This window comes from Acidisoma sp. C75, assembly GCF_054665095.1.
Genome location: NZ_BAAFHD010000039.1, coordinates 1 through 466, shown reverse-complemented (window position 1 = coordinate 466; position 466 = coordinate 1). Strand labels below are relative to the sequence as shown.

Below are 466 nucleotides of genomic sequence, written 5' to 3'. Positions count from 1 at the left end.
CAATGATGTCAGGCGGTTCGTCCATCCGCGCTTTGCATCAAAGCGCTACCGCGCGCCGCAATGTGCCGGTGCCGCGACGCTTACTGAACCGCCCCGGGATTGGCGGAGACCATTTCTCCTGAGAAGAAGGTCTGATGAACAATCCTGCGAAGAAGTTTTCCCCTGAGGTTCGTGCGCGGGCGGTGCGCCTGGTTTTGGAGCATGAGGCCGATCATCCGTCACGATGGACGGCTATGGTGTCGATTGCCGAGAAGATTGGTTGCTCGGCGCATACGCTGAACGAATGGGTCAAGAAGGCGGAGGTTGAGGCAGGCAAAAGGGCGGGTGTTCCCTCCGAGACGGCGGAACGGCTCAAGGCGCTGGAGCGCGAGGTCCGTGAATTGCGCCAGTCTATGCCTTCGAGCAGATAGCCGAGCTGAGCCGCGGTGACCGGCACCACACCGTCGGCGGGTGATGGCCACAGGAA

Annotated in this window: 1 pseudogene; it reads left to right on the top strand. The window is 61.4% G+C overall.

Annotated features, from left to right (window positions below):
- Positions 1-134: 134 nt before the first annotated feature.
- Positions 135-392, top strand: a pseudogene (locus ACYQ7X_RS17470) (transposase); the annotation flags it as partial.
- Positions 393-466: the final 74 nt, after the last annotated feature.